Source organism: Comamonas sp. DB36, from assembly GCF_057914905.1.
On record NZ_CP196631.1, the window covers coordinates 1,664,035 to 1,689,261 of the forward strand.

The window sequence follows — 25,227 nt, forward strand, 5'->3', positions numbered from 1 at the left end:
CCGGGCGGCAGGGTGGATCTCAGTTATTGCCATCGGGAACGAACACATAGCCCACGCCCCAGACGGTCTGGATATAGCGCGGCGCGGCCGGGTCTTCCTCGATCAGCTTGCGCAGACGCGATACCTGCACGTCGAGGCTGCGGTCGAACGGCTCGAACTCGCGCCCGCGTGCCAGCAGGGCCAGCTTTTCGCGCGACAGCGGCTGGCGCGGGTGGCGCACCAAAGCCTTGAGCATGGCGAATTCGCCCGTGGTCAACGGCAGCTCCTCGCCATTTTTCTGCAGCACGCGCGTGCCCAGATCGAACGCGAACGGGCCGAAATTGACGATCTCGTTGTCGCCCGAAGGCGCGCCGGGCGCCTCTTGCGGAGGGCGGCGGCGCAGCACGGCGTGGATGCGCGCCAGCAGCTCGCGCGGGTTGAAAGGCTTGCCCAGGTAATCGTCGGCGCCGACTTCGAGGCCCACGATTCGGTCCACGTCTTCGCCCTTGGCGGTCAGCATGATGATGGGCGTACGGTCGTTGGCTGCGCGCAGACGGCGGCAGATAGACAGGCCGTCTTCGCCGGGCATCATGAGATCGAGCACGATCAGATCCACGGTTTCGCGCAGAAGAATGCGGTTCAAGGCCTTGCCGTCTTCGGCAATCATGATCTCGAAGCCTTCTTGTGTCAGGTAGCGGCGCAGCAGATCGCGGATGCGCGCGTCGTCATCGACAACCAAAATCTTGTCGGTGCGGTTGGTCTGTGTGCCCATGTTTGCGTCCTCGGTCCAATATGTAACAGAGCCCATTCTGACCAGCTTGTGCGCGGAAATCCGCTTTTTCGGGCAAACCCTGACCAACTGTTACAAGTTTTGCGCGGGTCGCCCAAACGTGTCGCAATGACTTACATGGGTTTGGGCGCTGCGCTGCCAGGGGATGGCGGTGTTTGCCGCTATGCTGGGGCCGCCTTAATCATTCCCAGGAGCATGCATGAAGAAATTGGCCCAATGGATTGCGGTGGGTGCATTGAGCGCGGCCGCCGGCATGGCCTGCGCGCAGACCATGCCCGAACCGTCGAATGTGCTGCAGCTGTCGAGTTCGGGCACCGTGGAAGTCACCCAGGATCTGCTGGTCATGACGCTGGCCGCGACGCGCGAAGGCAGCGATGCCGCCGCCGTGCAGACGCAGTTGCAGCAGGTGCTCGACGCGGCGCTGACCGCTGCCAAGCGCCAGGCCCAGCCCGGACAGCTCGATGTGCGCACCGGCAGCTTTGGCATCTACCCGCGCAACAACAAGGACGGCAAGGTCACGGGTTGGCAGGGGAGGGCGGAGCTGGTTCTGCAGGGCCGCGACTTCGATCGCATCACGCGCACCGCCGCGCAGATCAACGGCATGCCCGTGAGCCAGACCGGTTTTGCGCTGTCGCGCGAAGCGCGCGCCAAGGTCGAGGGCCAGGCACAGTCCGAAGCCATTGCCAATTTCCAGGCCAAGGCCCAGTCGCTGGCCCAGGCGTTCGGCTTCCAGCGCTATACCGTGCGTGAAGTATCGGTCAACAGCAACGACATGGGCTACCCCGCGCCGCGCATGGCCATGATGGCCAAGGCAGGCATGGCCGAGGACGCGCAGATTCCCGTCGAAGCCGGCAAGAGCCAGGTGGTGGTGAATGTGTCGGGTTCGGTGCAGATGGTGAAATAAGGCCCCTACGCTTGCTCGCTTCGCGTAGCCGCTGCCCCCCAAGGGGGCCGTCCGCCGCCTTGGGGCGGCCCGGCGGCGGCGGATACGCGCCTCATTGATCGAATTGCCTCACTGGCACTTCCTCTTTAAGCAGGGCTGGCCGTTCATGGGTGGATGTGCCTGCCAGGGGACTCAGCACGAGCGAATAATTACCGTCGCTTCACTATGCCCGTTCGTCCTGAGGTTCTATGGTTTTCGTCAAGCGTTTACCGCCATCCGTGAACCATCGAAGCAGCTTTTCTGCTTGAACAGCGCGAACGCTACACGCAGCAGTTTTCGAGCAAGCACGATCAGCGCAGCTGTCGTGCTCAATCCCTTTTTGCGCTGAGCCTCATACAACCCGCTCCAAGTCTTGGTTCGCGCAGCTGACATCGCGGCTGCAAACAGCAGGCGCCGGATCTCCGGCCAACCCCGCTTGGACAGCCGCCTTTGGCCCATCTTCTTGCCCGAATCATTCGGGCGTGGGTCCAGTCCGGTGAATGCAACCACTGCATCCGAACTACGTTCTTGCATACGCCCGAACAGCATCACAAGCAGCGATCCGCAGACCAGACCCAGTCCTGGTACAGAGGTAATGTGTTCGAATGCCTGTTGGCTGGGTGGGTCCATCTTGATGGCCGCAGCAAGTTTCGCATCGACGCGCTCGATGGCTTGCTTCAACGCCTGAAGCACCGGGGCATCCAAGCTCTTGAGCATCTTGCTGTGGCTGCCCGCTTGCGTCAGCGCGCTGCGCTGACGCACCAAGGTTGCGCGGTGGCCAATGAGTTCACGCACTTCTTCTTGGGTCTGTGTGGGCGGCTGCCATTGGCGCAGTTGCTCATGCTCACGGCAAACGTAGCGCGCCAGCATAAGGGCATCAATGCGGTCGGTCTTGCCGCGCTGGCCCACAGACTGCGCATAGCGGCGCGCGTCCAGCGGGTTGAGCACATAAACGCTCAGGCCTGCTGCATGTGCAGCCTGTGCCAGCGCCTGGTGATAGCGGCCTGTCGATTCAAGCCCTATCGCGCATCCACAAGGCAGTGCGCGCAGCAACTGGGCTATACCTTTGGCGGTGTTGTCGAATCGCTGCACACGAGTCTGTCCCTGAATGGCGACGTCCAAATGCGCGCTTGCCACATCCACACCAACAAAATTAGTAGCTTGTTGGATCTTCATCGCTCAAAATACGAGTGCCGGGGTGGACCCTGCTGTCGGCGTGAGCTTGCAAGAATTGGCGATCGAGACTGCAAATGCAGGTGACGTCGCCAGGTTCCTTATCGACGCTCGGCGCAGGGATGGGGTAATGACTCAAGAAGTCGGTCCGTTGGGTCTAAAGCAACGGCCGATGCCTGTCGATGTCCCTCCATCCCGGCTCCTCGCCCTTTCTTGAAGTTTGGTTGATGGAGACCAAACCATACAAGCCTGTCGAAGGATGAACGTCCTGTGCACCCAACATGAGGGCAGGCCGTTCATGGTTAGACGCGGCCGGCGGGCTCACCACGAACGGATGAGGGCGCGAACTGCGCCCTTCAGATCACTGCGCCGCCCAGCCCCCGTCCATGTTCCAGGCCACGCCGCGCACATTCGCGCCGGCGGGCGAGCAGAAGAACACGGCCAGCGCGCCCAGCTCCTCGGGCGTGGTGAACTGCAGCGAAGGCTCCTTTTCGGACAGCAGCTGTTTTGTCGCTTCCTCGATGCTGATGCCCTGGTCGGCGGCCTTGGCGTCGACCTGCTTTTGCACCAGCGGCGTCAGCACCCAGCCGGGGCAGATCGCATTGCAGGTGATGCCCGTGGTCGCGTTCTCGAGCGCGCAGACCTTGGTCAGGCCGATCAGGCCGTGCTTGGCCGCGACATAGGCCGACTTGTTGGCCGAGCCCACCAGGCCGTGCACCGAAGCGACGTTGATGATGCGCCCCCAGCCCTTGCCGTTGGCCGCGGCCTGCATGGACGGCAGCACCAGGCGCGTGGCGTGGAAGGCGCTCGACAGATTGATGGCAATGACCGCGTCCCAGCGTTCGGGCGCGAAATCCTCGATGGGCGAGACATGCTGGATGCCGGCGTTGTTCACGAGAATGTCGACCTGGCCGAAATTGCGCACGCTGTAGTCGATCATGTCCTCGATGTCGGCCACGCGCGTCATGTCGGCGCCATGGTAGGCCACCTTGGCGCCGGCCGCGTGTCCCGCGGCCTGCACTTGCGCGCGCGGGCCGTCGACGTCGCCGAAGCCGTTGAGCACGATGTTCGCGCCCTGTTGTGCCAGGGCCGTGGCGATGCCCAGGCCTATGCCGCTGGTGGATCCAGTGACGAGTGCAGTTTTGCCTTTCAGCATGGAAGGTCTCCGAATGAATTACGATGCATTATCGAACCGTGCTGCTGGATTGTGCCCCCATGAATGAACCTACGCTGAACTACGTACTGTGCCCCGGAGCTGCCGCCGTGCCGCAGGGCGTGGGGACCGATGCCGATGTACACCGCATGGCCTACTGGGAATGGAATGCCACCGGCGACCCCCATCACCCGCATGTGGTGGTCTGCGTGCATGGCCTGTCGCGCCAGTCGCGCGATTTCGATGTGCTGGCGCGCGCGCTCAGCCGTCATGTGCGCGTGATCTGCCCCGATGTCGCGGGCCGCGGCCACAGCGACTGGCTCGCCGATCCCATGGACTACGGCCTGCAGCGCTACGCGAGCGACATGCAGGCGCTGATTGCCCAGCTGCAGGCACGCAGCCCGCTGCACACGCTCGACTGGGTCGGCACCAGCATGGGCGGCCTGATAGGCATGCTGCTGGCCAGCGAGTCTCCCTTTGCCTCGCCGGTGCCGATACGGCGCCTGGTGCTCAACGATGTCGGTCCGCGCGTGCAATGGCAGGCGCTGCTGCGCATTGGCGAATACCTGGGCCAGCCGCTGGTCTTCACTTCGCTGGCCCAGGCGGCCGAGGCGCTGCGCCTGATTTCCGCGGGCTTCGGACCACATACCGAACAGCAGTGGCTGGATCTGACCGCGCCCATGCTCAAGCCGCGCCTCGAAGGCGGGCTGCAGCTGCACTACGACCCCGACATCGCCATGCCTTTCCAGGCGATGAACCCCGACATGGCGCTGGCTGGCGAGGCCTTGCTGTGGGCGGCGTATGACAGCATCCGCGCGCAGACGCTGCTGATCCGCGGCGAGCAGTCCGATCTGCTGTCGGTCGAGACCGCGCAGGCCATGGTCGAGCGCGGTCCGCGCGCGCGCTGCGTGACGCTGCCCGGCTTCGGCCATGCACCCACGCTGGTCGCCGCTCCCCAGGTCGCGCTGGTGGCGCAGTTCCTGCTGCCCGGGTGGACAGCAGATCAAGAGGATATGGCGGCCGAACCGGCGCTGGAAAGCGGAGCACGCCCATGAAAAGTGCGTTGACGATTGCACCCGCCGCCGAGAACGCTGCGGCGCACGGCATTCCCGAAGCCGTGCCGCAGCTAATCATGGCGACGGCGACCACCTTGCCCGAGCAGGTCGACGCGCTGGCGCGCGCGCGCGCTTTTGCCGAGCCGCTGCTGGCCAACGAATGCATGGCCTCGGGCGAGAACACGCTGGCCCATGCCGATGCGGTCGCCGCCATCCTGAAAGGTATCGGCGGCTCGGAGACCATGCAGGCCGCCTGCTATCTGGTGCATGCGAGCTTTCACCTGAACAAGCCGCAGGAAGTGATTTCCAAGGCGTTCGGCGAGAACTTCGCGACGCTGGCGGTGGAAACCACCAAGCTGATGCGCGTGCAGCAGCAGGCGCGTGACGCCGAGAACTCGTCCCAGCTGGTCGACGGCGTGGCCGCGCAGACCGAGACCGTGCGCAAGATGCTGCTGGGCTTTTCGCGCGACCTGCGTGTGGTGCTGCTGCGCCTGGCATCGCGCCTGCAGACGCTGCGCTATTACGCGGCCAGCAAGCACCCGGTGTCGCCGGGCATCGCGCGCGAAGCGCTGCATGTTTTCGCGCCGCTGGCCAACCGGCTGGGCATCTGGCAGATCAAGTGGGAGCTCGAAGACCTGTCTTTCCGCTTTCTCGAGCCCGACACCTATCGCGAGATCGCGCGCCTGCTCGACGAGAAGCGCACCGAGCGCGAAGTCTTCATGGAGCAGTTGCGCGGCCGCCTCGAGAGCGATCTGCGCGCCTACAGCATCAGCGCCACCGTGCAGGGCCGACCCAAGCATATCTACAGCATCGTCAAGAAGATGCGCGGCAAGTCGCTGGATTTCGACCAGGTGTTCGACATCCGCGCGCTGCGCGTGGTCGTGCCCACCATCAAGGACTGCTACACCGCACTGTCCTGGGTGCACGAGCGCTTCACGCCCATAGAAGCCGAGTTCGACGACTACATCGCGCGCCCCAAGGCCAACGGCTACCAGTCGCTGCACACCGTGGTGCGCGACGAGAACGGGCGCGCGATTGAAATCCAGATCCGCACCCAGGCGATGCACGACCATGCCGAGAACGGCGTGGCCGCGCACTGGGCGTACAAGGAGGCCGGCTCCAAGGGCTATGCAGGCGTCACGGCGAGCAGCGAGTACGACGCCAAGATCGCGGTGCTGCGCCAGCTGCTGGCCTGGGGCAGCGACCTGGCCGGCACGCCTTCGCACCGCGGACTGTTCGAGGACCGCATCTATGTGCTCACACCGGACGCGGCCGTGATCGAATTGCCCCAGGGTGCGACGCCCGTGGACTTCGCCTATTCGGTGCACACCAGCCTGGGCCACCGCTGCCGCGGTGCGCGTGTCGACGGCGCGATGGTTCCGCTGAACACGCCGCTGCAAAACGGCCAGACCGTGGAGATCACCACGGTCAAGGAAGGCCGGCCGTCACGCGACTGGCTCAATGCCGAACTCGGGTATCTGACCAGCCACCGCGCGCGCGCCAAGGTGCGCGCCTGGTTCAATGCCCAGGCCACGCATGAAACCGTGGCACGTGGCCGCGAAGCCGTCGAAAAGCTGATGCAGCGCGAAGGCAAGACGGCCATGAAGCTCGACGACCTCGCGGTGCAGCTGGGCTTCAAGTCTGCCGACGCCTTGTTCGAAGTCGTCGGCAAGGACGAGTACTCGCTGCGCAACATCGAAGCCGTGCTGCGCCCGCCCGAGCCCGAAGAGGAGGAGGAGGCGTTCTCTCCGGTGCGCAAGGCGCGCGGCAGCGACACCGTGCCCAAGGGCGGGGTGCTGGTGGTCGGCATCGATTCGCTGATGACCCAGCTGGCCAAATGCTGCAAGCCCGCGCCGCCCGACGACATCCGCGGCTTCGTCACGCGCGGCAAGGGCGTGAGCGTGCACCGCCATGACTGCTCGAACTTCCGCGAGATGGCGGCGCGCAACGCCGAGCGCGTGATCGACGTGGCCTGGGGCACGCCCAAGGCGGCTGTCGGCGCGGCGGTCTATCCGGTCGACGTCTCGGTCGAAGCCACCGACCGCCAGGGCCTGCTGCGCGACATCTCCGATGTGTTTGCGCGCGAGAAGACCAATGTGATCGGCGTGCAGACCCAGTCCGTCAAGGGCACGGCCTGGATGACCTTCACCGTCGAGGTCGCCGATTCTGGCCGGCTCAACAAGGTGCTGGGCATCGTGGCCGGGGTGTCGGGCGTGCGTTCGGCGCGCCGGCGCTGAAGAAAATCGGCGCTTTTTGCAAAAAAGTCATGAAGTTGGGAAAAACGCGTTTTTCCCGATGCTATACTTTATGAATCGAACAACAGGCGCGTAGCTCAGCTGGTTAGAGCACCACCTTGACATGGTGGGGGTCGTTGGTTCGAGTCCAATCGCGCCTACCAACTAACCATTGGTACAAAGCCTTCCAGATCATCGGTCTGGAAGGCTTTTTCTTTTGTTGCTTCATTGCGCACCTTAGCTTTCCAGAAATCGTTGCACAGCCTGCGCCGCAGCGGGAAACTCCAAACCCCGGGTGCGGCTGATCACATCGTGCAATCTGGTTTGGTCGGCACTCGATATGCGCGGCAAAAGCTCCTCGACAAGATCCACGGCGCGCAGGTTGCCCGCGAGCAGCAGCATTTTTATCTCGCTCAGATGCGCGACCAGCTGTTCGGGGCTCACGGTTTCTGCTGCAGGCGTTGCGGCTTGCTGCGAAGCGGACTCCGACGCCCACAAGGCGGCGCGCAGCGCTGCATCGCTGGCCGTCAGAAGCTGCTCAAGTCGGGCCAACGTATCCGGGGGGAACACCGACGAGACTTCCGCATGCCTGTTTTTTCGGACTTGCTGCTCCAGGTCCGACGCCACTGCGGCGAGTTTGCGTGCCCCCACCGTGGCGGCCAGCCCCTTCAAGGCATGCATGGTGGCGCCGGCCGCCGCCAACTCTGCGGAGTTCACCTGCGAGGCCAGCTCGTCCAACAAGCGGTCTCCTTCCGGCTTGTAGCCGTTCAAAGCCTTGCGGTAGATCTCCGTCTTCTGTCCGAATCGCTGCATCAAAACGGGCAATGCGTCCACGTCATCCTCGCTGGGTGCCGATGGCGAATCTGCCGGTGCCGGCGAGACCCCTACCGGGCGCCGCCCAGCCAAGGACAAGAGGCGTGGAACCACTTCGTCCATGTCTATCGGTTTGCCCACATGGTCGTTCATTCCTGCGGCCAGACAGTCCATGCGGTCCGACACGGAAGCATTGGCCGTCATGGCCAGAATCGGCAACAGCTGCCCGCGCACATGCGCCCGGATGCGGCGAGCGGCCTCCAGGCCGTCGATGTCGGGCATCTGCACATCCATGATGATCACATCGAAGTCGGCATCTTCCTCCAGCGCCATGGCCACGCCCTGCAGGCCGCCTTCGGCGAGCGCCAACTCGGCGCCTTCTTCCCGCAACAGTTCGAACGCGATCTGCCGGTTCAGCGCGTTGTCCTCGACAAGCAGCAGCCGCAAGCCCGCCAGGCGCCGGGCCGACACATGCTCGAACGCAGCCGGCTTGGTCTGCCCGTTCTTGACGGCCAAGGCCGCGCGAACCGAATCGACCAGTTGCTGCGGGGTCACGGGCTTGCTCAAAAAATCCACGAACGGCGGCTCGCCCTGCTGGGCGACATCGAACAAAGTCTCGCGCCCGAACGCGGTCACCATGATGATCAGCGGACGATCATCCCCTGTCATTTCCTGTGTGATCAACGATGCCGCGCCCAGGCCGTCCAAGCCAGGCATGCGCCAGTCCATCAGAATCACATCGTAGGGCCGACCTTGCTCGAAAGCCCGGCGTGCACGGTCGACGCCCGCTTGGCCGCTCGATTCGCAGTCCACTTCCCAATCGTTGAGTTCCAGCGTTTTGACAAAGATCTCCCCCACCAGGGGATTGTCATCCACCACCAAAATGCGCAGTCCCTGGGGAAGATCGCTTGCGCCGTGGACCATAGGTACAGGGGCGGCGACGGGCAAGGTGAGATCAAAAGAGAAGCTGCTGCCTTTGCCGAAATCGCTGTGCACCGTCAGTTCGCCGCCCATCAAGGTGACCAGGCGTTTGCAGATCACCAGTCCCAGCCCGGTTCCACCAAAGCGGCGCGTCGTCGAGGCCTCGGCTTGCGTGAATCCCTCGAAAATCCGCGCCAACTGTTCCGGGTGGATACCAATGCCCGTGTCGGTCACGGCCACGCGCAAGGTCACTTGCCCCTGTGAGGCCGCTCGCTGAACCAGGCTGATCACCACCTGGCCGTGCTCCGTGAACTTCTGGGCGTTGCCCGCAAGGTTGATCAGTATCTGCTGCAGTCGCATGCGGTCGCCGACCACGGCGGCGGGCAACTGGGGGTCCATTTCAAACACCACCTCTACGTCGCTGTCGTTGCGGCTGCCGCTGAGCATCACCGCCAGATCGCGCATCAGGCCTTCCAGATCGAAGGGGTGGGGGTCCAGCTGCAGCTTGCCGGCCTCCATCTTGGAGAAGTCCAGAATGTCGTTGAGCAGACCCAGCAGCAACTTGGCCGCGCCTTGTGCCTTGTTGACGTAGTCTCTTTGGCGGCTGTTCAACTGCGTCATTCCGGTCAACTGGAGCATTCCCAGCACCGCGTTCAGCGGGGTGCGAATTTCGTGGCTCATATTGGCCAGGAACTGGCCCTTGGCTTGACTGGCTTGTTCGGCATGCCGCTTTGCCTCGATGAGGCTTGCCTCGAACTGCTTGCGTTCCGTAATGTCGGTCGCCATGCCCAGATAACCGACAATGGTTCCCACGTCGTTTCTGATGGTGGTCATGGCCAGCGTGACAGGCAGGTGCCGGCCGTCCTTGCGCACATACGTCCACTCGCGTTTTTCTGCGCCTTCAACTTCCGAAACATGTACCAATGCGCGCGTGCCCTCGATGCGTTCTGCGTGGAGTGCGCTGAGTTGCGCGGCGCGCGCATTCACTTCGTCGCGCAAATGAAACCGCGCCGCAGGGGTGGCCAGTACTTCGTCTTCTGCATAGCCCAGCAGACGTTCGGCGCCGGCGTTGAACAGCGTGATCCTGCCGTCCACGCCGGTGGCGATGATGGCGACCTCCGAGGCGGCTCTGAGCACGCTGCGCAGCAACACATTCAGCCGGTCCACTTCGGCATTCGCAGCCTTTCGACTGGTAATGTCTATGCGCAGTGCAATGAAACGATCCGGCATGCCTTCACCGGTTGCCAGGGGCGCAAAGACGGAGTCGAACCACAACAGGCCGCCATCCTTGGCGCGGTTGCAGACTTCGCCGTGCCATGCATGGCCACCGGTCAGTCGCTCCCATACGGTTTGCCAGAACGCGGGCGAGTGCACTCCTGACGCAAGCAAATCGTGCCTTCGCCCGACCAGTTCGTGCCGGCTGTAGCCATGCACTTCGCAGAAACGGTCATTCACCTCGGTCATGCGCCCATCTCGGTCCGTGACCGAAAACAGCATTTGCTGATTGATGGTGCTGAGCAAGACTTCGTTCTCATGCAAGGCCGCAGTCAACTTCAGGCGGCTTTCCACAAGGTCGGTGACGTTGTGCACCACCACGTAGAAACCTTGGACCTCGCCATCGACAATGTCTGGCAGATAGTGCACCAATGAATGCCGACTGCCTCGGGAAGAGGAAGGAGCGGTGCGTTCGAAAGACTGGGGCTCACCGCGCAAGGCTGCCTCGACATGGACCCGGTTGTGCTCGAACAGCTTGTCTCCCAGCAACTGCCGCATGGATGTGCCGGGCAGGCAGCCGGGCGCGACGCCGAACCCGCTGTGGTAGGCATGGTTGGCAACCCGGTTGATCAGGTTCTTGTCCCAATAACCAATCATCGAGGGCACCGCGTCCAGCACCGTGCGCAAGGCGCGCTGGGCCGACTCCAGCTCGAAAGTTCGCTGGGTGACTTGTTCTTCCAGGTGCTCGTTGAGTTGACGCACCTGGCACTCGGCTTCCTTCTGTCTCGAGATGTCCCGCACGGTCTTGGAGGCCCCCACAATCTTTCCGGCGTCGTTGTAGATGGGGGAAACCGTGACGGACACGTCGATCAAGCTGCCATCCCTGCGTTGGCGCTGTGTTTCAAAATGCTGAACGTGTTCGCCGTTCGAAATGCGTCTGAGGATTTCGGCTTCCTCCGATTTGCGCGTCGCTGGCACAACCAACTCGACCAGCGGCCGTCCAATGGCCTCTTTCGCGTCAAAGCCAAAAATGCGCGTGGCCCCTGCATTCCAACTGGTGACGACGCCGTCAAGTTGCTTGCCGATGATGCCGTCGTCCGAGCTTTCCACAATGGCGCCCAGTTTCGCCTGGGCCCGCAGCAGCTGTTGCTTGCGTTGGCGTACCGTGCCCCAGGCCCACGCCAAGGCCGCCCCCGTCAAAGTGGCAATGCCGCCTATCAACGCCACAGTGCTGGGGGGCGTCAGATTCAATGCGGTGGTGAACGCCGGATAGGCTTGCACAGTCCACTCCCAGCTGCGACCCAAGACCTCCTGTCGGGCGGTGTACACATAGGTGGGAGCCGATTCCCTGGCTTGTTTGGATGACTGATAGAACACGAGCGGCTCGCCCGGCGACGTCACATCGCGCAGCTCTGCGTGCAGTGCGTGCGCGGGAAGGTTCATGTTTCCCAGAACGTCCGCCATGGACAATGCCGCATAGCTCCAGCCGTAGCCGGCAGCGACCCGCTCGGCCTCGGTGGGCGGAGTGACTTCCGTGCGGTATATGGGCAGCAACAAAAGAAAGGACTGGTTGATGGCGCCATCGGCCTGCACAAGAGTGATCGGTGCCGACAACTGGGCTACGCCGGCACGCATCGCGGCGTCTGCGGCTTGGCGCCGCCGGCTTTCGGAAGCGATATCCAGGCCTATCGCCTGCTCGTTGGTTTGTTCCGGCTCGAAATACTGGATCACGTAGCGTTCACCTTCGTGCGGCCGAAAGGCATGCACCACGAAGTTGGGTGCGCCATCGAGCCGCGCTGCCTTCTCGAAGGCGGCCACCTGCGCGGGTGGAACGCGGCGCACAAACCCCATGCCGCGTGCGCCGGGGAATTCCACCGCCAGGTCGCGGCTCAGGCTGTAGCGTTGAAAAGCCCGGCGACTGAGTCCGAATTCACCCGCAGTAATCACGGCTCCACGGATGCCGCGCAGACCATATTGGTAGCGTTGCACACGGTCTTGGAGCTCCGCCGCCGACTTCTCGCCGACCTCAGCCAATGCTTCGCGCGCCGTTCGCTCGTTATCAGCGGCAAGCTCCGAGACCAGAAAGGCGGTGGAGGAAAAGCCGATCAGCAGCACGGCAAGGGGCCAGGCAATGGTGCGCGCCCATGACGCCGGCTTCAGGAGCATGGTTGACCGCGCCGCAGAAACGCGCGCATGTCGGCTTCGGGCATGGGCCTGGCGAACAGAAAGCCCTGCATGACCTCGCAGCCCAACGCCCGCAATGCCTGGTTGTGTCCCTCGGTTTCCACGCCTTCGGCGACCAGCTTCAACTCCATTGCCTGGGCCATCTTGATGATGGCGGAAACAATAGCCAGGCTGCTGTCGTCCAGCAGCAGGCCGCGCACAAAGCTCTGGTCAATCTTCAGCACGTCGATCGGAAATTGCTTCAGATAGGCCAGGCTGGAGTAGCCAGTGCCGAAATCATCTACCGCGATCGACAGGCCCAGTGACTTGAGTTCCGTGATGGTTTTCAGCGTATCTTCGACATTCCTGGCCAACACGCTTTCGGTGATCTCGAGCTCCAGCAGGTGGGCAGGCATGTCGGTCGAACGCAGTATTTCCCGCACCAGCGGGACAAAAGCGCTCTTTTCCAGCTGAACAGCGGACACATTCACCGCCACGCAAATGGAAAAGCCGGCCTCGTGCCATGCCCGTGCATCCAGGCAGGCCTGTCGAAGAACAAGCGCGCCAATAGCGACAATCATGCCCGTTTCTTCGGCCAGGGGAATGAATTCCAAAGGTGGCACCAACTTGTCATCTGGTTTGCGCCAGCGCACAAGTGCCTCGGCACCGGTCGTACGGTTGCTGGCGGCGTCGATCTTGGGTTGATAGTGCACTTCGAATTCGTGGCGTTCCAGCGCCAGGCGCAGGGCCTGTTCCATGTCGAAGCGGGCGCGTGCTCTTTCCTCGATGTCGGCAGAGAAGAAGCAGTATCGGCCGCGGCCCTGTTGCTTGGCACGGTACATCGCGGCATCCGCATGGCGGAACAGCGTCTCGCTGTCGTCGCTTTCGTCGGGAAACACCGCGATACCCACGCTGAGCGACAGGTCGAAGCGCACGCCATCCAGCAGATAGGGTTGCGAGGCCGTTGTGAGCAGCCGATTCGCGAGAACACCCACGTAGTCCACCGACTCCAGTTCTGGCAGCAGCACGATGAATTCGTCCCCACCTTGTCGGCTGAGGGTATCGCTTTCACGCAATATGCCTTGAAGCCTAAGGGCCACCTGCTGCAAAAGCCTGTCCCCCACGGAATGCCCCACCGAATCGTTGATGTGTTTGAAGTGATCCAAATCCAGCACCATCAACGCCACCCCCTTGCCACTGCGGCGTGCCGTTTGAACGGCCTGCGCGGTGCGGTCCAGCAGGCGCATGCGATTGGGTAAGTTGGTCAGTGGATCATGGTTGGCCAGATGCGTCATCTTCACGGCCAGTGCCAGTGTTTCGCTCGCATCGTGGAACACGATGATTGCCCCGGTCATATTGCCGGCCTGGTCAAGAATGGGCGCTGCGGCATCCTCCACCGTGGAGAGTTGACCGTCGCGGCGCTGCAAGATGGTGTTCAACGCCATGCTCACCGTGCGGCGTTCGCGCAATGCCAGGCGAATCGGATTGGGGATGGTGCAGCCATTGCTATCGCGCAGTGGCATGACTTGCTCGACCGCTTCGCCCATGGCTTCGTGGCCGATCCAGCCGGTCATGGTCTCGGCGATGGGGTTCATGAAAGTCACTGAACCATGGAGGTCCGTGGCGATGACTGCGTCGCCTATGGAGTTGAGCGTGATCCGAAAACGCTCTTTTTCGTCACACTCGGCCTGTTCCGCCAGCTTGCGCCGGGTCACGTCGGTGATCAGCATGAGAAAGCCTGCGTTCAGATCCAGATGGGTCCGACTGACCAACGAAACCTGCGCGTAGGCAACGCAACCATCCGGACGTAGAAAGCGCAGTTCGAACGAGACATCGTGCCCCGCCAGCACGTCGCTCAACCCGGGCTGGAGCAGGTCGAAGGTCGATTCGCCAACGATATCGCGAACATGCATCCCGGGCATGTCTGATGCGGCCATGCCAAACCAATGGCCCGACACATCGTTGGCCCAGATGTTGGTGAGCTCACTCGTCCAGTTGGCAATGAAGGCTGGCACGTGATGCACCACCTCCGACAGGTTGCGTTGCGCAATCGACAATTGCCTCGATTTCAGCCGCAACATCAGATGGGTACGCGCGCGCGCCCGGGCCACAGAAATGTTGAATGGCTTGTGCAGAAAGTCCACACCGCCCAGATTCAGCGCCTGCAATTCGTGAACGCTGTCGTCATGGGACGTCACGAAGATGATGGGAATGTCCGACAGCCTTGGATCGGCCTTCATCCGCCGGCAGACTTCGTAACCGTCCATGCCGGGCATTTCGATGTCCAGCAGAACCAGGTCGGGCACATTGTTTTGGGTGAACTCCAGCGCTTCTTGGCCACTCACGGCAAAGTGTATCTCCCCGAGATCACGAAGGGCCTCGCGCAGCAACAGAATGTTGCTTGGCCGGTCATCGACGATGAGGATCGAAACCGATCCTGAGTCGAAGTGCATATCAACTGACACGGGACCACCTTTCAGTTTTGCAGGGACCATTGCAATTGAAGTGTATGCATCACCGTGAAAGCAAGCAACATGGATTGCCCCTTTATTCCGATAAACCACTCCGCCGCCGCATTCACGTTTTGTCGCTCGGTCCGGTGAATGCATGCGTTTTTCCGAATACCGTTTCGCCCCAATCTATGCAGCTGCGCGGCGCGGTAACTGCTGGTAACTCAGCCTGGCGCGCTATTTTCCATAGCCATTGAAGCACTCTGCGCAGCCAGCGTCGCAGCTTGACGGGCATGGCGCGCGAAAAGGAGACGCGCGCACCCAAAGCGGGAGCGTCGATTGCCTAAATATTTTTATCGAAATATCAATGAAATTGGTATTAATGATTAAAGATCAAGAATTGATGAAAACCAAAGAAAATTCGCCAGCGGGCGAAACCCCTCATCCAACCGGCAATCCTTGCCTTTACCCACAGATTCTCCCTGCAAGGGGGAAACTCCACGCGATTCCGGCCAGGCGGCCCAGGGCTTGCCGCAAGACCCTATTTTCCGGCGAAGGACAGCGCGCGCGGGTCAGATAAACGGGTTGGGGCGGAGGACCAGCGGCAAGCCAGCTCATCGAGTCGGCCTACTGGGCGCCGGTATGGATCACGCGGGCGCCGACCTGGAGTCCGGCGACGGGAGTCCGCCAATCGAGGCCTGTGCGCGCGCAATTCCGGCACGCCAACGGTGTCGCTGTCCGTGTTGCGCTGCGCCGACTGGATATGGTGACGTCGCCGCGCAGCGAGAGGGTCTGGCGCTCGTCCCTGGCTTCCATCTCGCCATCGCCATCTCCAAAGACGCCGTTGAAGCGCCGGCCCATGTCGGCATGCTCCTGGAATGCTGCTCGAAGGCGAGGTGGACTTGTCGCATGGCGCGCGCTCGCGATTGCCCAGCAGATCGTGCGGCTGCCGATGCTGGCATCCTTGATGCACAACCGGTCTTTCGAGCGCCGTACGCTGCAGCTGGTGGCGCCAGCCCATGCCGCGCTGCCAGGAATGCAGTCCAGCCTGCCGGGCCGCGCAGAGGGCGCTGCTGCGGGTCTGCGGCTGCACGAGCACCTGCGGCGCTTGGGCATCGCAGCCCAGCTCGCGTGCCTGGCGGGCGTCGGACACCATAGACCCGCGGGTGTCGGCGGTACCGCTATCTGCATATCCGATGGCGCCCGCTGTCGAAGTGGAAGTGGTCGGCATGTGCCTGGTTGTATTCGGGGCCCAGCACGCCGTCGAAGAAGCGGCAGGCGCCCTGGTGCACTTCGCGCAGAAACATGCTGGCGGGCGCGTCGCCACCCCATTGGCGCAGCACGCTGATGCGCCGGCCGTCGGTCAGTACAAAGCCAGCGATGTCTAGCGCGTCGGCGCTTGCGTGCTGGCTGCGGCTGCCGGACTCGCGGCCATAGACGTTGCGGCAGGCATAGCTGCCCAGGTGTTCGAGCCGGCGTACGTCTGCGCCCAGCGTCGCCTGGGCTGCGGGCTGCAGCACATGCCGCTCCCACAGCGCCAGCGATGCGGCGGCCGGGCAGCTCAAGGTGAAGGAAGACCCCACGGCTACCGAAGTCTGCCGCACCGCAATGGCATTGCGCAATCCGCAACCCGGACCGGTTTCTCGGTCGGGCAAGGCCTCGAAACGCCAGGGCGTGCTGGCCATGAAGGCCTGGCAGGCAGCCGGCTCGGACTGGAAGCGAGCGGCCTTGAAGCGCGTGAGCCAGTCGGGCGCGGCCTCGTAGGTCAGCGGCGCCCAGGGATTGAGGTGATCGGCAAGCGTCCAATAGCGTCCATGCGACCAGAAGCCGATCCCCAAAAGTAACACCAGAACAGCAATTAATCTCATTCATCCATCATCTGCGATGCCGCGCACGTTATAGGCAGCATGCGCCCTGGTCCTACAGCTGGCCGCTTGTTCCTTATCAGACCGGCAGTGCCGTTTGCGAAACAAATGTCTCGGTGTATTTACCAGCTTGAAGTAAATGCTTGTAACAGTTGTGCGAAATGAATGAGAATCCATTGCATGTTGGGTCTTTCTTCCAAGAAAAATGCAAAAGCCCGTTGGATCATTCTTTCAAGCATTGGTACGAAACGTTGCCAAACTCGTGCTGGTAGTGAGCCTTGCCTCGCTGGCGTGCACTGCTTGGCTGGCGATCTCCAACACCCAGGAAGATGCGCAGCACGATCTGCTGCAATCGCTGGACCGCTCGGTGGAGCGGCTGCGCATGCTGATCAACGCGACGGAGATGACGGCGGCTTCGGTCGAGCGCATTGCGCGCACCTCCGAGGCTTCCACCGAAGCCGCGGCGCTGCGGCCGGCGCTGGAAAAATCGCTGGCGGCGTTCGAGCAGCGGCCCGAGTTGAGCTACCTGGGACTGGTGCTGGCCCAGTATGGCGAATACGGCAACCTTGAACGCACGGCGGACGGCCGCATCCTGCTGTGGCTGCACCCCGGCTCGCGCCCCGGCAATGCACTCACGCAGAACTTTCTGCTGACAGACAAGGGCTTCGTGCCGAACGCGAAACAGCCCACGGGCGGATATGACGCCAGACGCAGGCCGTTCTACCAGGCGGCGCTCGAAGGGGGCGCAGACGGCACCTGGCTGCCGTCCTATCGGTGGATAGTGCACAACTCCGACAGCGCGCCTCTTTGGGGGCTCAGCTATGTCAAGGCCTTGCATGACCCGCAGGGACGGCTGCTGGGCGTGCTGGATGTGGACTTCGACCTGCCGGCGCTCAACCGGTTCCTGGCCTCTCTTGCCGCCGAATATGGCGTGCAGCTGCAGATTGTCGAGCGCGGCGAAAGCCCTAAGCTGATCGGCGGCGGCGACGTGGGCGCACAGCCGCTGGACGTTCCCGGGGCGTTTGCCGCAGCGTTGAACCAGCAGGGGAGCGCCGAAGTCCGCAAGCTCAATTGGTCCGAGTCGGACCATTGGATGGCAAGCAGGACGATGGAACTCAAGGGCGGACGGCAATGGACCGTGGTGGCGAGCCGGCCGGCCCATCTGATCAACGCGCCGCTGCGTCACCAGCTCTATCAGATGGCCGGCATGGCCGTGGCCATGGCATTGGGCCTGATGCTGGTCGCGGCGCGCATGGCGCGCCAGATCGGCAGCCCCCTGGCCGAGCTCGAACAAAGCGTGGAGCACGCGGGTGCCTCGGGGACGGCGGATGCGCTGGTGCTCGCGCCTTCCGCGGGCCGGTACCGCGAAACCCTGCGCCTGGGCGAGGCGCTGGTACGAATGGCGAACGCGATACGGCTGCGCGAGGCGCAACTGGCGACGCAGACGGTGGAGCTGCTCGAGACCAAGGAACAGCAGGTCGCGGCGCTGGCGCTCAAGGGCGCATTTTTCGAAGCCACCGACACCGCGATCTTCAGCCTCGACGCCGCCCGCCGCGTCATCGAATGGAATGGCGGCGCCGAGCGCCTGTTCGGTTGCCTGCGCCCGCAGGCGCTGCGCCGGCCCATCGAAGAGGTGATAGCCACGCCCGCAGGACAGCCTGCCTGGCACGACATTCTCGGCTCCAAGGAGGACATGTGCCTGCACCCGCTGGAAGGCGCCGGTGGCACGTTCGAGGCCGAGATGCGCAGCGTCATGACCCATCAGCAGGGACGATTGATCCATACCCTGATCGTCAACGATGTCTCGGCGCGCCAGCAGGCCAAGCGCCGCCTGCTGCAGGAGCGCGACTACGGCGATGCGGTGCTCAACAGCCTGCCGGGTGTTTTCTATCATTGCGACGAGAATGCGCGCCTGCAGCGCTGGAACCGCAATTTCGAGCGTATGACGGGCTTGAACGCCCGGCAATTGGCGGGCATCGAACTGACGCGGCTGATGCCTGCGGACGAACAAGCGCGCGCGGCGGCAAAAATTGCCGAGGTCTTGACCAGCGGCATGGCCCATTTCGAAGCCAGCTACGCCATGCCCAATGGCCGGCGCGTGCCCTGTCTGTTCACCGGTGTGCGGTTTGTGCACGAGGGCGTGCGCGGCTTCGTGGGACTGGGCAGCGACATCTCCGAGCGCAAGCGGGCCGAGCGGCTGCTGCGTCATCTGGCAACGCACGATGCGCTCACGGACCTGCCCAACCGCCACCTGCTGCAGGAAAGGCTCAAGCGCCTGATCGCCCAGTCGAAGATTTCCGGCCGGACGATTGCAGTGCTTTTGCTCGATCTGGACCGGTTCAAAGTGGTCAACGATGCCTACGGCCATCCGTTTGGAGACGAAGTCATCAAGGCGGTCAGCGCGCGCCTGTTGGCAACCCTGTCCGGCGGCCATACCGTTGCGCGCCACGGCGGCGATGAGTTCATGGTGCTGCTCGACGATCTGGATGATGTCGGGCAAGCGCATGCGATCGCGGAGGACATCATTGCCTGCATCCGTCCGCCGCTGCTGCTGCAGGGACGCGAGATCCATCTGTCGGTCAGTGTCGGCGTGAGTTCGTTTCCCGAGGATGGCCGGGACTCGGAGACGCTGATCAAGCATGCCGACCAGGCCATGTACCGGGCCAAGCACAGCGGCCGCAACACCTATGCCCACTTCGATCCTGAAATGGACGAGAAGATGCAGGAGCGGGTGAACCTCGAGACGCTGTTGCGCCTGGCGCCGGCGGCGGGACAGCTGCGTCTGGTCTACCAGCCCAAGGTGAACCTGCTCAGCGGCGAGATCATCGGCTGCGAGGCGCTGGTGCGCTGGCACCATCCCCAGCTGGGGATCATTTCTCCGGCCAAGTTCATTCCGGTGGCGGAGGAGTCGGGCTTGATTGCGCCCATCAGCGACTGGGTGCTGCGCACTGCCTGCACGCAGGCCAAATCCTGGTCGGATGCCGGCTTTCCGCGCATTCCCGTCGCGGTGAACATTTCCGCGGGCCAGCTGCTGCAGCAGGACCTGTCGGTCTGGGCGCTCGACATGCTCGAGGAAACCGGGCTGGCTGCCGACCTGCTCGAACTGGAGCTGACGGAAAGCCTGATTGCGCAGGATGTGGAGCGCATGACCGCGAACTTCGACCGGCTCAAGGCCGCGGGCGTGAAGCTCTCCATCGATGATTTCGGCACCGGCTACTCCAACCTCAGCTATCTGAAGAACTTTCGCGTCGACACCTTGAAGATCGATCAGTCCTTCGTGCAGAACATGCTTGACAGGGCGGACGATGAAACCATAGTGCGCGCCGTCATCACGCTGGCGCACAACCTGCGGCTCAAGGTGATCGCGGAAGGCGTGGAAACCGAGGCGCATTGCCGCATGCTGCGCGCGCACCACTGCGACGAGATCCAGGGCTATTACTTCAGCAAGCCGGTGTCCGCGCAGGCGTTCGAGGAGATCATCCGGCAGGGGCGCAGGCTTGGGATTGCGGGCGTAGAGCACGACGGTCCCGAAGTGGCCGATATGGTGGTTTTGTAGGGGCAGTGCGGGCGCGATCCGTCGCTGGTTGTTGCCGCTGCAGGCCGCCGCGGCGCCCGGGTTTTCGCGGCACCATTCATAATGAGAGTTATTTTCATTTGAAGAATACGCAGCCGCCATGCCTTCGGCCGACAGCAGCGCCTCGAGCGACATCCTTCGTCTATATACGGACCACTATGCCTGGCTGGTCGCTTGGCTGCGCCGTCGGCTCGATCGCGGCTGGCTGGCGGCCGATCTTGCGCAGGACACCTTCGTCAGCATCCTGAGCGCCGCAGACGCGCCGCCGGTGCGCGCACCGCGGCCTTTTCTGGCGACCATTGCCCGTCGGCTCGTGGCCAACCATTACCGGCGCCAGGCGCTGGAGCAGGACTATCTTGCAGCCCTGGCGCACCTGCCCGAGCCCTTGCAGCCTTCGCCCGAAGAGCAGTTGCAGGCCGTGCAGGCATTGCAGGCGCTGGACCGCGGACTCGCCGGGCTTTCGGCGCGCGCGCGTGAGGCATTTTTGCTCGCGCATCTCGACGGGCTGGATTACGCCAGCATTGCGCTGCGGCTGGGCGTGACGGTGCACGCGGTCAAGAAGTACATCGTGCGCGCCAACCAGGCGTGCTTCTTTGGCGCGCAACCATGAACACCATTGCGATTCCAGAGCGCACGGCGCGCGAAGCCGCCGAATGGCTGGCCACGCTGATGTCCGGCACGGCCGGCGAAGACGATAGGCTGCGCTGGCGCCTGTGGCGCGAGGCCGACCCGATCAACGAGCAGGCCTGGCGGCGGATAGAAAATCTGTCGGCAGGCCTGCGCCAGCTCCATTCCGGCGCCGCGCGCCAGGCCCTGGGGCCTGCGCCGGTGCACGCGGGGCGGCGGCGCGCGCTGGGCACGCTGCTGTGGGCCGGCGCCGCGGGCACCGTGGGCTGGACCAGCCTGCGCTCGCCCGTGGGCCGCGAATTGCTGGCCGACGAACGCACGGCAACCGGCGAGCGGCGTGAAGTGATGCTGGCCGACGGCACGCGCGTGCTGCTCGATACCGCCAGCGCGCTCGATGTGCGCTACGACAGCGCGCAGCGCCTGCTGCTGCTGCGCGCGGGCCAGATCCTGGTCACCTCCGGCCACCCGCATGGCGAATCGCGGCCGCTGATCGTGCAGACCGCGCAAGGGCGGGCGCGCGCGCTGGGCACGCGTTTCAGCGTGCGCCAGGAAGAGGGCGCGACCACGGTCGCCGTGACCGAAGGCGCTGTGGAGTTCGCGGGCCGGGGCGGCGCCTCGCGGGTACTGGCCGCGGGCGAGTGGGCCAGGCTGGGATCTGCGGGCTTCGATGCCCCGCCGCGCGCGCTCGACGAGGATACCGCGCAGGCCTGGACGCGCGGCCAGATACTGGCCGACGGCATGCGGCTGGACGCCTTTCTTGCCGAACTCGGGCGCTACCGTCCGGGCCTGCTGCAATGCGACCCGGCGGTCGCCGCGCTGCGCATCTCGGGCGTTTTTCCCGTGGCCGACACCGATACCGTGCTTGCCACCTTGCCGCTGTCGCTGCCCGTGCAGGTGCGCACGCGCACGCGCTGGTGGCTGCGCGTGGAGCCGGCCGGCGCGTCGCTGTAACCCGCGCCTGGCACCGGGCAGAAAAATAATTTCACAAAAAGCGTACCCGTTTGCGTTTCTCGCGTGACCTCCCTGTAGAGCCATTTGTCTCCACAGCATCCACCCTTGCACGCCAGGAACATCGCATGCCATCGCTTTGCACTTTTCGCCCGCAGTCGCGGCGCCATCCTCTTGCCCACGCGGCCTTGCTGGCCTGCGCGCTGAGCGCCGCCATGCCAGCGGCCCGGGCGCAGACTTCCACGGCCCAGGCCGCCGAAGCCTCGTCGGCGCGCCACGACTACGACATTCCCGCAGGCCCGCTTGCGCCCGCGCTGCGCCGCGCCGCAAGCCAGGCGGGCGTGGTGCTGGGCTTCACGCCCGCCCAGACCGAAGGCAAGACCACAGCCGGCCTGCGCGGCAGCCATACGGTGGGCCAGGCGCTTTCGGCGCTGCTGGCCGGCAGCGGGCTGGCGCTGGTGCGCACCGACAGCGGCAGCTATGTGCTGCAGGCCGCGCCAGTTATGGCGGCCCCCGCGCAGGCAGGCACGTTGCATGAAGTGACCGTGAAGGCCCAGGCCGATCGCAATGGCCGCACCGAAGGCTCGGGAAGCTATGCGCAGACCGGCGCCAGCACCATGGCCACGGGCCTGGGCTTGACGCTGCGCGAGACGCCGCAGTCGATCAGCGTCGTGACGCGCGAGAAGATGGACGATTACGCGCTGACCAGCCTCAGCGAGGTGCTCGAGCAGATGCCCGGCGTGCACGTGTCTTCGCTGGATTCGGAGCGCACCACCTATTCGGCGCGCGGATTCGGCATCGACAGCTTCCAGTACGACGGTGTCTCGACCACGATCAATACGGCCTTTTCTGCTGGCAATTCTCTGGGCAACACCGCCATCTACGATCGCGTAGAAGTGCTCAAGGGCGCGGCCGGTCTGCTGACCGGCGCGGGCGACCCGGGCGCGGTCATCAATCTCGTGCGCAAGAAGCCCACGGCCGTGCCGCAAAAGCAGATCACGGTCGGTGCGGGCTCCTGGAGCAACTACCGCAGCGAAGTCGATCTCAGCGGACCGCTGAGCGAGGACGGCCGCATCCGCGGCCGTGCGGTCGCGGCCTACCAGGACCAGCATTCGTTTCTCGATGGCCACCAGCGCAGTACCGCGGTGCTCTACGGCATCCTGGAAGCCGACCTGACGCCCGATACGCTGCTCAGCGTCGGACTCGACTACCAGGACACCGACCCGCGGCGCTCGAGCTGGAGCGGAACGCGCCCCATCTACGACCGCTACGGCGGGCGCATTTCGCTGCCGCGCTCGTTCAACAGCGGCGCCGACTGGAGCGGCTGGCAGCAGACCTCGGGGTCGGCGTTTGCATCGCTCACCCAGCGGCTGTCCGACAAGTGGAAGCTGAAAACGGCGTTCAACCGCCAGTACAACGGCTATGACGCCAAGCTCGGTTCCATCCAGAGCGGCCCTTATGTGGACGGCAGCTCCACCATCTTTGCCAACAAGTATGTGGGACGCACCAAGACCGACACTTTTGATTTCGTCGCCGATGGCTCGTTCAGCTGGCTGGGGCGCGAGCACGAACTGGTGCTGGGCGGGCAGTTTTCGCGCGCGCAATGGACTGGCGAAACCTATGCCAACGTCACCTATCCGCAGCGCACGGTGCGTGATTTCTACGGCTGGAACGGCGATATTCCCGAGCCTTTGTGGGGCGCGCGGTCCTCGGCGCAAGACGAGACCACGCGCCAGGAAGCGCTCTATGCGGCCGTGCGCCTGGCCGCCTCGGACAACCTGAAGATCCTGTTGGGCAGCCGGGTGTCCAACTATCGATATGCCGCGCCCCACTCGTCAATCGATCTGAAGAAATCGGGCAACTTCGTGCCGTATGCGGGCCTGGTATACGACCTCGGCAACAACCTGTCCTATTACGCCAGCTACACCTCCATCTTCAAGCCGCAGAATTACCGTGACATCGGCGGCAAGCTGCTTGATCCGCTGGTGGGCAAGAGCTACGAAACCGGCGTGAAGGGCGAGTTCTTCGACGGCCGGCTGAACGCCAGCGCCGCCTATTTCCAGATCAAGCAGGACAACTATCCCGAACAGATCGCCGACGCTTTCGCGCCCGATGGCACGCCGGCCTATCGCGGCATTCAGGGCGTGACCGCCAAGGGCGTGGAGTTCGAAGTTTCCGGCGAGCTCACGCGCACGGTTCAAGTGCAAGGCAGCTTCACCCATGTGAAGGCCAAACGCGCGGGCAGCCTGGTCTCGACGACCGCGCCTGCCAATCAAGTCAAGCTCTACACGAGCTACCGGGCCGATGCGCTGCTGCCGGGACTGAAGCTCGGCGGCGGCATGCGCTGGCAAAGCCGCACCTACCAGACCATCATGAACTATGGACTGGAGCGTGAGGAGGAATACAGCCAGTCGGCCTACGCGGTGTTCGATCTGATGGCGCGCTACGAGATTTCCAAGCAGCTGACGGCCGGCGTGAAGATCAACAATCTGTTCGACAAGTCCTACCGCACGAACATCGGTTTCTACCGCACCACTTCCTATGGTGAACCGCGAAGCGTGAGCGTGAACATGACCTACAGGTTCTGATCGCCTGAGCCTTCCCGTCCAATGGACTGGAAGGCTTTTTTTGCCTGCGGTGATGACGGTATTGCCATTGGCATACGATCGGCGAAAAATCCATGCCTTCCCATCCACAGGAATCTGTTTTCATGAGCATATCGCTACCGTCCCGCATAGCGGAGATCCTCGACGAACGCGTCTTCACCTTCGCCCAGGGCGCGCAGCGGCATTTCAAGACCAATGATCTGGTGGTGTTGCTGGACTTCCGGGAAGCGAAGCCGGCGCTGGAGGCCGTGGACCGCAAGCGCCTGGCCGAAGCCGAGGAGCTGCCGCTCGATGTGCGGCTGCAGCTGTCGCAACCGGCCTCGGCGCTGCAGGAGGAGCTGGGCAGCGCCGCGCAGTCGTTCTGGTTTCTGGTGATCTTCGAGGACGGCGACTTCGAGTACGGCGCGGTCAATGCCGCGATGCTGGACGCGGGCTAGCGATCTGGCGCTGCGGCCGCGGCGCAATCGCCTGCATTCTGTCGGGATTTGGCGGCTTGCCGGTGGAGGCAGGATTGCCTGGCGCTGCCAGCGGTTGCGCCGACGGTGCTGCCTGGCTGCTCTCGAAAGATACCCTGTTTTGGGGAGCCGCTCGCCCGGGCGCGCGAACTCCAGAGTGGCTGCAGTAAATGTGAATTGATATTTTCAATCAACAAAATAGTTTTAATTGCTTTTGTCGTGATGGCTGGTGGTTGATGCGAATCGTCACGCCCATCACTCCCGAAAAGCCTGCAATTGCGGCG

At 63.5% G+C, this 25,227-nt stretch carries 14 protein-coding genes and 1 tRNA gene; 9 read left to right on the plus strand and 6 right to left on the minus strand.

Annotated features, from left to right (window positions below):
* Positions 1-19: 19 nt before the first annotated feature.
* The gene (ompR, locus tag ACSVDO_RS07925; RefSeq protein WP_159916808.1) at positions 20-751 is read right to left on the minus strand and encodes an osmolarity response regulator transcription factor OmpR; all 732 of its coding nucleotides are present in this window, start codon (positions 749-751) and stop codon (positions 20-22) included.
* A 217-nt stretch (positions 752-968) separates the two neighbouring features.
* Here ompR and ACSVDO_RS07930 point away from each other — a divergent pair, with 217 nt between their 5' ends.
* Positions 969-1,673, plus strand: coding sequence for an SIMPL domain-containing protein (locus ACSVDO_RS07930; protein WP_332537195.1), 705 nt, complete (start codon positions 969-971; stop codon positions 1,671-1,673).
* Between the two features lie 237 nt (positions 1,674-1,910).
* On the opposite strand, the gene ACSVDO_RS07935 is transcribed toward ACSVDO_RS07930, so the two are convergent.
* Entirely contained in the window at positions 1,911-2,867 is a 957-nt protein-coding gene (locus tag ACSVDO_RS07935; protein WP_489593684.1) for an IS110 family RNA-guided transposase, read from the minus strand.
* Positions 2,868-3,225: 358 nt separating this feature from the next.
* Positions 3,226-4,020, minus strand: coding sequence for a 3-hydroxybutyrate dehydrogenase (locus tag ACSVDO_RS07940; protein ID WP_332537193.1), 795 nt, complete (start codon positions 4,018-4,020; stop codon positions 3,226-3,228).
* 59 nt (positions 4,021-4,079) lie between these two features.
* Between ACSVDO_RS07940 and ACSVDO_RS07945 the strand changes: the two genes are divergently transcribed.
* From ACSVDO_RS07945 to ACSVDO_RS07955, 3 genes are all read left to right on the plus strand, one after another.
* Positions 4,080-5,072 carry an alpha/beta fold hydrolase gene (locus tag ACSVDO_RS07945; RefSeq protein ID WP_489595739.1) on the plus strand — a complete coding sequence of 331 codons (993 nt, stop codon included), beginning with the start codon at positions 4,080-4,082 and terminating at the stop codon, positions 5,070-5,072.
* A complete protein-coding gene (locus ACSVDO_RS07950) occupies positions 5,069-7,309 on the plus strand; it encodes a RelA/SpoT family protein (RefSeq protein ID WP_489595740.1) in 2,241 nt (746 codons plus the stop codon). Before ACSVDO_RS07945 ends, ACSVDO_RS07950 begins: the two co-directional genes overlap by 4 nt.
* 84 nt (positions 7,310-7,393) lie before the next feature.
* Positions 7,394-7,470, plus strand: a tRNA-Val gene (locus ACSVDO_RS07955).
* 73 nt (positions 7,471-7,543) lie between these two features.
* Here the strand turns inward: ACSVDO_RS07955 and ACSVDO_RS07960 are convergent.
* The 3 genes from ACSVDO_RS07960 to ACSVDO_RS07970 all read right to left on the minus strand — a co-directional run bounded on the left by ACSVDO_RS07960 (position 7,544) and on the right by ACSVDO_RS07970 (position 16,736).
* Positions 7,544-12,421, minus strand: coding sequence for a CHASE domain-containing hybrid sensor histidine kinase/response regulator (locus tag ACSVDO_RS07960; protein WP_489595742.1), 4,878 nt, complete (start codon positions 12,419-12,421; stop codon positions 7,544-7,546).
* Positions 12,412-14,883 carry a two-component system response regulator gene (locus tag ACSVDO_RS07965; RefSeq protein ID WP_489595743.1) on the minus strand — a complete coding sequence of 824 codons (2,472 nt, stop codon included), beginning with the start codon at positions 14,881-14,883 and terminating at the stop codon, positions 12,412-12,414. The genes ACSVDO_RS07960 and ACSVDO_RS07965 overlap by 10 nt, the downstream gene beginning before the upstream one ends.
* A 1,166-nt stretch (positions 14,884-16,049) precedes the next feature.
* Positions 16,050-16,736 carry an extensin-like domain-containing protein gene (locus ACSVDO_RS07970; protein ID WP_489595745.1) on the minus strand — a complete coding sequence of 229 codons (687 nt, stop codon included), beginning with the start codon at positions 16,734-16,736 and terminating at the stop codon, positions 16,050-16,052.
* A gap of 268 nt (positions 16,737-17,004) precedes the next feature.
* Here ACSVDO_RS07970 and ACSVDO_RS07975 point away from each other — a divergent pair, with 268 nt between their 5' ends.
* The 5 genes from ACSVDO_RS07975 to ACSVDO_RS07995 all read left to right on the plus strand — a co-directional run bounded on the left by ACSVDO_RS07975 (position 17,005) and on the right by ACSVDO_RS07995 (position 24,925).
* Positions 17,005-20,289, plus strand: coding sequence for a bifunctional diguanylate cyclase/phosphodiesterase (locus ACSVDO_RS07975; protein ID WP_489595747.1), 3,285 nt, complete (start codon positions 17,005-17,007; stop codon positions 20,287-20,289).
* Between the two features lie 118 nt (positions 20,290-20,407).
* On the plus strand, positions 20,408-20,917 hold the full coding sequence (locus tag ACSVDO_RS07980; RefSeq protein ID WP_489595749.1) for a sigma-70 family RNA polymerase sigma factor: 510 nt from the start codon (positions 20,408-20,410) through the stop codon (positions 20,915-20,917).
* Positions 20,914-21,885 carry a FecR domain-containing protein gene (locus ACSVDO_RS07985; RefSeq protein ID WP_489595751.1) on the plus strand — a complete coding sequence of 324 codons (972 nt, stop codon included), beginning with the start codon at positions 20,914-20,916 and terminating at the stop codon, positions 21,883-21,885. Before ACSVDO_RS07980 ends, ACSVDO_RS07985 begins: the two co-directional genes overlap by 4 nt.
* A 125-nt stretch (positions 21,886-22,010) precedes the next feature.
* Positions 22,011-24,470, plus strand: coding sequence for a TonB-dependent siderophore receptor (locus ACSVDO_RS07990; RefSeq protein WP_489595752.1), 2,460 nt, complete (start codon positions 22,011-22,013; stop codon positions 24,468-24,470).
* A gap of 122 nt (positions 24,471-24,592) precedes the next feature.
* A complete protein-coding gene (locus ACSVDO_RS07995; RefSeq protein ID WP_489595754.1) occupies positions 24,593-24,925 on the plus strand; it encodes a hypothetical protein in 333 nt (110 codons plus the stop codon).
* Positions 24,926-25,227 lie beyond the last annotated feature (302 nt).

Excerpts from the sequence above, each read along its gene's own strand:
- ACSVDO_RS07935 (WP_489593684.1), bottom strand. The coding sequence starts at position 2,867 with ATGAAGATCCAACAAGCTACTAATTTTGTTGGTGTGGATGTGGCAAGC.
- ACSVDO_RS07985 (WP_489595751.1), top strand. The coding sequence starts at position 20,914 with ATGAACACCATTGCGATTCCAGAGCGCACGGCGCGCGAAGCCGCCGAA.
- ACSVDO_RS07980 (WP_489595749.1), top strand. The coding sequence starts at position 20,408 with ATGCCTTCGGCCGACAGCAGCGCCTCGAGCGACATCCTTCGTCTATAT.
- ompR (WP_159916808.1), bottom strand. The coding sequence starts at position 751 with ATGGGCACACAGACCAACCGCACCGACAAGATTTTGGTTGTCGATGAC.
- ACSVDO_RS07930 (WP_332537195.1), top strand. The coding sequence starts at position 969 with ATGAAGAAATTGGCCCAATGGATTGCGGTGGGTGCATTGAGCGCGGCC.
- ACSVDO_RS07960 (WP_489595742.1), bottom strand. The coding sequence starts at position 12,421 with ATGCTCCTGAAGCCGGCGTCATGGGCGCGCACCATTGCCTGGCCCCTT.
- ACSVDO_RS07995 (WP_489595754.1), top strand. The coding sequence starts at position 24,593 with ATGAGCATATCGCTACCGTCCCGCATAGCGGAGATCCTCGACGAACGC.
- ACSVDO_RS07950 (WP_489595740.1), top strand. The coding sequence starts at position 5,069 with ATGAAAAGTGCGTTGACGATTGCACCCGCCGCCGAGAACGCTGCGGCG.
- ACSVDO_RS07970 (WP_489595745.1), bottom strand. The coding sequence starts at position 16,736 with ATGAGATTAATTGCTGTTCTGGTGTTACTTTTGGGGATCGGCTTCTGG.
- ACSVDO_RS07990 (WP_489595752.1), top strand. The coding sequence starts at position 22,011 with ATGCCATCGCTTTGCACTTTTCGCCCGCAGTCGCGGCGCCATCCTCTT.
- ACSVDO_RS07945 (WP_489595739.1), top strand. The coding sequence starts at position 4,080 with ATGAATGAACCTACGCTGAACTACGTACTGTGCCCCGGAGCTGCCGCC.
- ACSVDO_RS07940 (WP_332537193.1), bottom strand. The coding sequence starts at position 4,020 with ATGCTGAAAGGCAAAACTGCACTCGTCACTGGATCCACCAGCGGCATA.